At 66.0% G+C, this 7,730-nt stretch carries 5 protein-coding genes; 4 read left to right on the top strand and 1 reads right to left on the bottom strand.

What is annotated here, in order from left to right:
* Positions 1-241 precede the first annotated feature (241 nt).
* The 4 genes from cobF (at position 242) to AC1DJT_RS31565 (ending at position 6,085) form a co-directional block, all read left to right on the top strand.
* Entirely contained in the window at positions 242-1,003 is a 762-nt protein-coding gene (gene cobF, locus AC1DJT_RS31580) for a precorrin-6A synthase (deacetylating) (RefSeq protein WP_441507809.1), read from the top strand.
* Between the two features lie 420 nt (positions 1,004-1,423).
* Positions 1,424-2,932, top strand: coding sequence for an efflux transporter outer membrane subunit (locus AC1DJT_RS31575; protein ID WP_476835605.1), 1,509 nt, complete (start codon positions 1,424-1,426; stop codon positions 2,930-2,932).
* Complete coding sequence (locus tag AC1DJT_RS31570) at positions 2,929-4,125, top strand: efflux RND transporter periplasmic adaptor subunit (protein ID WP_476768912.1); 1,197 nt, start codon at positions 2,929-2,931, stop codon at positions 4,123-4,125. Before AC1DJT_RS31575 ends, AC1DJT_RS31570 begins: the two co-directional genes overlap by 4 nt.
* Positions 4,126-4,129: 4 nt before the next feature.
* The gene (locus AC1DJT_RS31565; RefSeq protein WP_476835604.1) at positions 4,130-6,085 is read left to right on the top strand and encodes a MacB family efflux pump subunit; all 1,956 of its coding nucleotides are present in this window, start codon (positions 4,130-4,132) and stop codon (positions 6,083-6,085) included.
* A 5-nt stretch (positions 6,086-6,090) separates the two neighbouring features.
* Here the strand turns inward: AC1DJT_RS31565 and AC1DJT_RS31560 are convergent.
* A partial coding sequence (locus tag AC1DJT_RS31560; RefSeq protein WP_476835603.1) for an ABC transporter ATP-binding protein occupies positions 6,091-7,730 on the bottom strand: 1,640 nt, incomplete at its 5' end.

Raw genomic sequence — 7,730 nt, 5'->3', positions numbered from 1 at the left:
GGCTTCCCTCTTAGCTCTCGATCTTGCGACTCGAGAGACCGTGACCACCATATCTAGTGGCTATCGCGACAGTTCTGTCAACAGATTGCCACGGCCTATTCGTTGGCCTGTGAAGAGCGGGGAGTGGTCGAACTATGCGGCGATCGGCCTCGAGGGCGTCATGGCGCAGATGCTCGCGCTGTCGCCCCACGTGCTATGGCTGCCGAACGGTGGGCCATCTGAGCMCCGACTTGGAGGCCGAATGCGCAAGATCCTGATCATCGGAATTGGTGCCGGCAATCCCGACTATGTCACGGTCCAGGCGATCAACGCCCTCAACCAGGCCGACGTCTTCTTCATTCCCGACAAGGGGACAGAAAAGGCCGCGCTCGGACGGCTGCGGAAGGACATCTGCGAGCGCTTCATCGAACGATCGGATTATCGCCTGGTTCCGGTGCCGATCCCGGAGCGTGCCCCCGCCGGAACGAATTACCGTGGCAGCGTCGACGAGTGGCATGCGCGTATTGCCCATGACTACGAGGGCCTGTTCACGGAAGAACTCGGGGACGGTGAATGCGGAGCCTTCCTCGTCTGGGGTGATCCGACGCTCTATGACAGCACGCTGCGGATCGTCGAGCATATTCGCGCCAGGGGCTTCGCTCTCGAATACGATGTGATCCCGGGCATCAGCAGCGTGCAGGCCCTTGCGGCGCGACACCGGGTCGCCCTCAACCGGATTGGCGAGCCCGTGCTGATCACCACGGGACGCAAACTGGCGGAAGGCTTTCCCAATAACCTCGATAGTGTGGTCGTCATGCTCGACGGGGACCAGGCCTTCAAGAGTGTCGCGGGTGAAGATCTCGATATCTATTGGGGCGCCTATCTCGGCACCAAGGACGAGATTCTGATCGCCGGAAAGCTCTCGGAGGTGATGGGCGATATCGAGCGCATCCGGCGCGAAGCGCGAGAGGAAATGGGCTGGATCATGGATACCTATCTGCTTCGGAGACGCGACGAGGACTGAACGGCGCAATCCGCGCATGACGACAAAAGGGTCCTTATGTCTTCGATTGGCCCCGTCGGGTGGATTGCTCCATCGTGTCACTGTCGCGGTTCGCCGGGTTGTTTGCCCGGAGCGAAGAAGGAGAGCCATTGCGCCGGACCACCCGATGGCCGATCTCAGCCGTCGAGAGCGCGGCGGATGGTATCGCGGCCGCGCTGGCTGCCGGATCAGCCCGAGTTGGTTCTGGCTCAGACGTCGATGAACCGCTTTCGCGGGGCTGGCGCCTTGCAATTCGCGAGGCCGCTTTGTAGGCGTTCACGATCGCCAGAGATCGGCACTCCGCGGGGTCTTCGTCTTTGGAATCATTCTGAAATACGGCGCCTATGACCGCCGATCTGCGCTCTTTCCGCCTGGAATGGAAAGGTCGCCAATGCGGCGGACATGGACGGGATGCACTCTCGCGACAGGCTGATATCGGATTGGACGAGGCTGCTCGCGCTGCCYGTTCTGCTCTGCCTTGGCGCCTGCTCGGTCGGCCCCGACTACGTCGCGCCGACGCAGGATCTGCCCACCCAATGGAATGGCGCCGCTTCGGCTGCGCGGCCTCCCGCTCGGTCGGAGTGGTGGCGGCAATTCAAGGATCCTGTGCTGGATGGGCTCGTGACCGAAGCGGTTGCAGGCAATCTCGATGTCGCCCAGGCGAAGGCGCGGATTCGCGAAGCGCGAGCGAGCCGGGTCCAGGCGATCGCGCCGCTGTTTCCTCAGGTCAATGGTTCAGCATCGGCAACGCGYTCGCGTTACGCCACAAGCTCCGATTCAGGGGGCGGCAACGGCATGAGCAACAGCTTGCGCGCGGGCTTCGACACCTCCTGGGAGCTCGACATCTTCGGCGGGCGCGACCGCGCCGTCGAAGCCGCGACCTATGGCGTCGATGCCGCCGACGATGATCTCGACGGAGTACTGCTGACGCTCATTGGGGATGTCGCTTCGGCTGTCATCGAGGCGCGCGGCTACCAGGCGCGCATTGTGCTTGCCAAGCGGACGGTCGAAACCCAGCGGGTGACCGAGGCACTGACGCGGGTCCGCTTCCAGGCCGGCGATGTCTCGGCGGTCGATACGGCGAGGGCGGTGGCGCAGGTCGCGAGCACCGAGGCGCAGATTCCGGCCCTTGAAACCGCGCTGTCGCAGACCCAGCACCGTATCGCGGTGCTGGTTGGCCGCCCGCCATCCGCTATGGGCTCGCGCTTGACCGGCGCTGCGAAGGTGCCGGCGACGCCCGCGCCACCGCAAGCCGGCGTCCCGGCGGACGTGCTGCGCAACCGGCCGGATGTCCGGCGGGCCGAGCGCAGTCTCGCCCAGGCAACGGCACGGATCGGCCAGGCCGAGGCGGTTCGCTACCCTTCCGTGAGCCTGACCGGCAATATCTCGACCTCGGCGCTGAAGCTCGGCGACCTCGCGAAGAACAGCGCGATCGGCTGGTCGATCGGCCCATCGCTGAGCGTGCCGATCTTCAATGGGGGCGAACTCGCGGCCGCGGTCGATGTGGCGCGCGCCCGGCGCGACCAGTCGGATGCGGCGCTTCGGCTCGCTGTGCTGAGCGCCCTGCAGGATGTCGAGGACGCACTGGTTGGATTGCGGCAGGAGCGACTGCGGCTGGCCAGCCTGTCGACGGCGGCTGCGGCTTCCGGTCAGGCGGCGCAGCTGTCCCAGGCGCTCTACCAGTCGGGCGGCGCCAGCTTCCTCGACGTGCTCGATGCGCAGCGCTMGCAGTATAGCTCCGAGGATTCGCGGATTCAGAGCCAGATCGCGCTGGCGACCCGGTTCATCGCCCTCAACAAGGCGCTTGGCGGTGGCTGGCTCCGGCCGGTCGAGGTCTCCCGCCCGCGCGTCGAGGATCCGCCGCAGGGGCCCCGCCTGCGTGCTGTCTCCCTGGAGGTCCCGAGCCCATGACGTCGCGCCGTGCCTTCATGCTGCTGCTTGTCCTGGGCATGCTGGGGGCGGGTGGCTATGCCCTGCGCTCGCAGCAGGCGCCGCAGCCGGCCGCGATACAACTGCCGACGGTCGCCGCCACGATGGGCGATGTCGAAGAGGTCGTGCTGGCCAGCGGCGCGCTGGAGCCGATCTGGCAGGTGAGCGTCGGCGCGCAGGTCTCCGGCCGGCTGATCTCGCTTAAGGTGGCCCTGGGCCAGAACGTGAGCGAGGGCGACCTGATCGCCGAGATCGATGGCGTCACCCAGCAGAATGAACTGCGCTCGGCCGAGGCCGAGCTCGCCGTGCTGCAGGCGCAGCGCGAGGAGCGCCTGGCCAGCCTCGCCTATGCCGAATCCGTGCTTGCCCGTCAGAAGCAGATGCTCGGCCAGAACGCGGTCTCCCGCGACAATTACGAATCGGCCGAGATGACGGTGCGCACGACCCGCGCCCAGATCGCGGCGCTCGACGCCCAGATCATTTCCGGCGGCGTCAAGGTCGAGACTGCCCGCGCCAAGCTCGGCTATACCCGCATCACAGCTCCGGCGGCGGGCACCGCACTGGCCATCGTGACGCAGGAAGGCCAGACGGTGAACGCGGCGCAATCCGCGCCGACCATCATCGTGCTTGGCGACGTTTCGACCATGACGGTCAAGGCCAAGATCTCGGAAGCAGACGTGCTCAGGGTCAAGGCCGGCCAAGAGGCCCTGTTCAGCGTTCTCGGCGCGCCCGATCGGCGCTTCCCTGGCAGGATCGCCTTTGTCGAACCGGCGCCTGATACGCTGAAGACGCAGAATACGAGCAGCGCCTCGGCCTCTTCGAGCACGAACGCCTCCTCGACTTCCTCGGCGATCTACTACAACGCGCTGTTCGAGGTGCCCAACTCCGACGGAAGGCTGCTGACCTCGATGACGGTCCAGGTAACGGTGGTCGTCGGGCGGATGCGGGGCGTCGTCACCGTGCCGTCCACGGCGATCAGGCGCCGGGGCGGAGAGCCCTGGCTCGATGTCGTCGGGGACGATGGCAAGCCCGCGCCGCGCAAGGTCACGGTTGGGCTAGACAACAAGATCGTCGCGGAAATCTCTTCCGGGCTGAAGGCGGGCGAGCGTGTCGTCATCGCGCACACGGGCTCCCCCGCAGCGGCCCGCCGCATGCGTGGCCCGCTCGGGTTCTGACCGCATGGGCGTGCCGCTGATCAGGCTGAGTGGGGTCCGGCGCGATTTTGGCGCAGGCGAAGCGGCGATTGCGGCGCTTGACGGGGCCGAGTTGACCATCGAGGCCGGCGAGATGGTTGCGATCGTCGGACCGTCGGGCTCGGGCAAATCCACCCTGATGAATATCATCGGCTGCCTCGACCGGCCGACCGGCGGTGTCTACGCGATTGACGGCCGCCCGACGCGCGATCTCGGGCCGGACGAGCTGGCACGGCTGCGGCGTGAATATTTCGGCTTCGTCTTTCAGCGCTATCATCTGCTGTCGGAACTGACCGCGCTCGCCAATGTCGAGGTGCCGGCGATCTACGCAGGGGTTGCCGCCGAGCCGCGGCGCAATCGGGCARCCGCCTTGCTCGACCGGCTCGGCCTCGGGGCCCGGAAGACGCATCGCCCGGCCGAGATGTCGGGCGGCCAGCAGCAGCGGGTTTCGATCGCGCGGGCCCTGATGAACGGGGCCCGGGTCATCCTTGCAGACGAGCCGACCGGCGCACTCGACCGCAAGAGCGGCGAGGAGATGCTGACCCTGCTCGAGGAACTCGGCCGCGAGGGCCACACGATCATTCTTGTCACTCATGACATGAACGTCGCGGCCCGAGCCGACCGCATTATCGAGCTTAGCGACGGCCGGATCATCTCCGATCGGAGGACCCGCCCGACGCTCGTTTCCAAGGCGAACCCGGTGCTGGACGTGCCGCGGGGTGGCTCGTGGCGGGCCGCGTTCGGCCGGCTGCGCGAGGCCTTCGGCATGGCCCTCCTGTCGATGCGCGCCCATAAGCTGCGCTCCGCGCTGACCATGCTCGGCATCGTCATCGGCATCGCCTCTGTCGTCAGCGTGGTGGCGCTGGGGGAGGGCTCGCGCCAGCAGGTTCTCGCCAATATCGCCGGGCTCGGCACCAACACTCTCGAGATCTACCCCGGAGCCACGATCGGCGACCGCCGCTCGGGCCAGATCAAGACCCTGACAGTCGCCGATGCCCATATCCTCGCAAGTCAGCCCTATGCCGAAGGCGTCACACCGACCGTGTCGACGAATGCCACGCTGCGTTTCGGCTCCGCCGAGGCAYCGGGATTGGTCATGGGCGTCGGCGAGCAGTATTTCGCGGTCACGGGCGGCGTCCTGGCCCAGGGCCGGCTCTTCGACGCGGACGACGTCCGGCGGCTCTCGCAGGATGTGGTCATCGACGAGAACACTGTCAGTGCCCTGTTCGCGCGGACCGGCCAGGACCCGATCGGCAGCGTCATCCTGATCGGCTCGGTCCCTGCCCGCGTGATCGGAGTGATGCGGCCCCAGCAGAGCGGCTTCGGCGCCAGCCTGAACCCGCAGGTCTACCTGCCTTACACCACCGTCCAGGGCCGTTTCCTCGGGGATCTTTCGCTGCGCAGCATCATCCTGCGCGTCAATGACGACACACCGATGGAGTCGGCGCAGAGCGCCGTCACCGAGTTGTTGACGCATCGCCACCGCGCCGAGGATTTCTTTATCCGGAACAATGACGCAATCCGTCAGGCGATCACCAGCAACAACGCGACCTTCGCGCTGCTGATCGCCTCGATCGCCGTGATCTCCCTGCTCGTCGGCGGTATCGGCGTGATGAATATCATGCTGGTCTCGGTGATCGAGCGCACCGGCGAGATCGGCCTGCGGATGGCCGTGGGCGCGCGCCGCGGCGACATCCTCCAGCAGTTCCTGATCGAGGCCTCTCTGGTCTGCTTCATCGGGGGCGTGCTCGGTATCGCTCTGGCGCTCTCCATCGGCTGGGGATTCGCGCTCTCCGGCTCGCCGGTTCGCTTCATCTACTCGGCCGAGGCCTTCGCGGCAGCGATTGCCTGCTCGACGCTGATCGGTGTCGGCTTCGGATTCCTGCCGGCGCGCAATGCCGCGGGTCTCGACCCGGTCGAGGCCCTGGCCCGAGGCGCCTGAGGCTCTTACTGGAAGCCTGCGGCCTGCAACGCGAACAGCTCGGCGTAGCGCCCGTGCAGCGCGATGAGCTCCTCATGGCTGCCGCTTTCGAGGATGGCGCCGTTCTCCAGCACCAGGATGCGGTCGGCCATCCGGACGGTCGCGAAGCGGTGCGAGATMAGCAATGCGGTCTTCGCCTCGCTCAGATTGCGGAAGCGTTCGAAGATCTCCGCTTCAGCGCGGGCATCCAGCGCTGCGGTCGGCTCGTCGAGAACCAGGATCGCTGCGTCGCGGAAATAGGCTCTGGCAATCGCGATCTTCTGCCATTCGCCCCCCGAGAGATCGAGCCCCCGCGCAAAGACGCGGCCCAGCATCTGCTCGTAGCCCTCCGGCAGCGTCTCGATCAGCGGATGGGCGAGGCTCTTCTGCGCGGCGTCGATGACCCGCGGACGATCGCTGAGGCAGCCGACCCGCCCAATGCCGATATTCTCTGCGGCGGTCATGTGATAGCGCACGAAATCCTGGAAGATGGCGCCGATCTGGTGCTGCAGGTCGGCGATGCCGATATCGCGGATGTCGATGCCGTCGACGAGGATGCGGCCCTCGTCCGGCTCGTAGAGCCTGGTCAGCAGCTTGACGATCGTGGTCTTACCGGCCCCGTTTTCACCGACGAGAGCAAGTGTCTCGCCGACGGTAATGGAGAAACTGAGATCGCGCAGCGCCCAGGCATCCTTGCCGGGATAACGGAATCCGACCTTGTCGAAGACGATACCCTGCCGCATCGGCACCGGAAATGGTCTTGGATTCGGCGGGGCGACCATCGTCGAGCGGAGATCCATGAACGAGAAGAAATCATCGAGATACTGGGTCAGCGACGTGATCTGGGTCAGGCCGAGGATCAGCCGCTCGAACAGGCCGTTCAGCCGCAGCAACGAGCCGGCGAGAAAGGTGAGATCGCCGATGCCGAGTTCACCCTTCAGGGCGCGCCAGGCGATGACGGCATAGGCAGCGTAATAGGCCAACGAGGCGATTGCCCCAAACAGACTGCCCCAGAGCGTACGCCGAGCCGCGAGATCGCGATTGCCACGATGGACCTTGTCGGCGAGTTCGGCAAAGCGGCCCGCCAGGTAGGCGCCGAGCCCGAACAGCTTCATCTCCTTGGCGGATTCGGCCGCTGAACCGACGATCTGGATGTAATCCATTTGCCGGCGCTCGGACGTGACCGAGACGTTCAGCCCATAACCCTTTGCATTGAAATGCGCTTCACCGGCGAGCGTTGGCAGGAGTGCGAGCAACAGCAGAATGATCAGCAGGGGCGCATAGGAGAACAGGCCGATGACAAACAGGATGAGCGAGACGAAATCCTGAGCCTGGCTCAGCAGGGAGGTCAGCAGCTGGTTACCCATGAAGCGCTGGGTGCGGGCCCGCTGCAGCCTGTCCTGCGCAGAGCTGGCCTCGATGTCGCGCAGATCCAGGCTCGCCACCTGCCTGATGAGCGCGACACCGAGCGCATTATCATGGCGCTCGGTCAGGACCCTTTCCACGAAGGCTCCGATGCGCGCGAGCGCATTTGCCGCCGCGACGAGCAGAAACTCGAGCAAGAGCCAGCCGGCGACCGCGCTCAGGCGCCCGCTGTCCACCCAGTCCGCCAGCGTCGGTCCAGGAG

Source organism: Allobosea sp. 05T422_2 (assembly GCF_056396265.1).
Note: the sequence above shows the minus strand (reverse complement) of the source record. Positions and strands in the feature narration are given on the sequence as shown.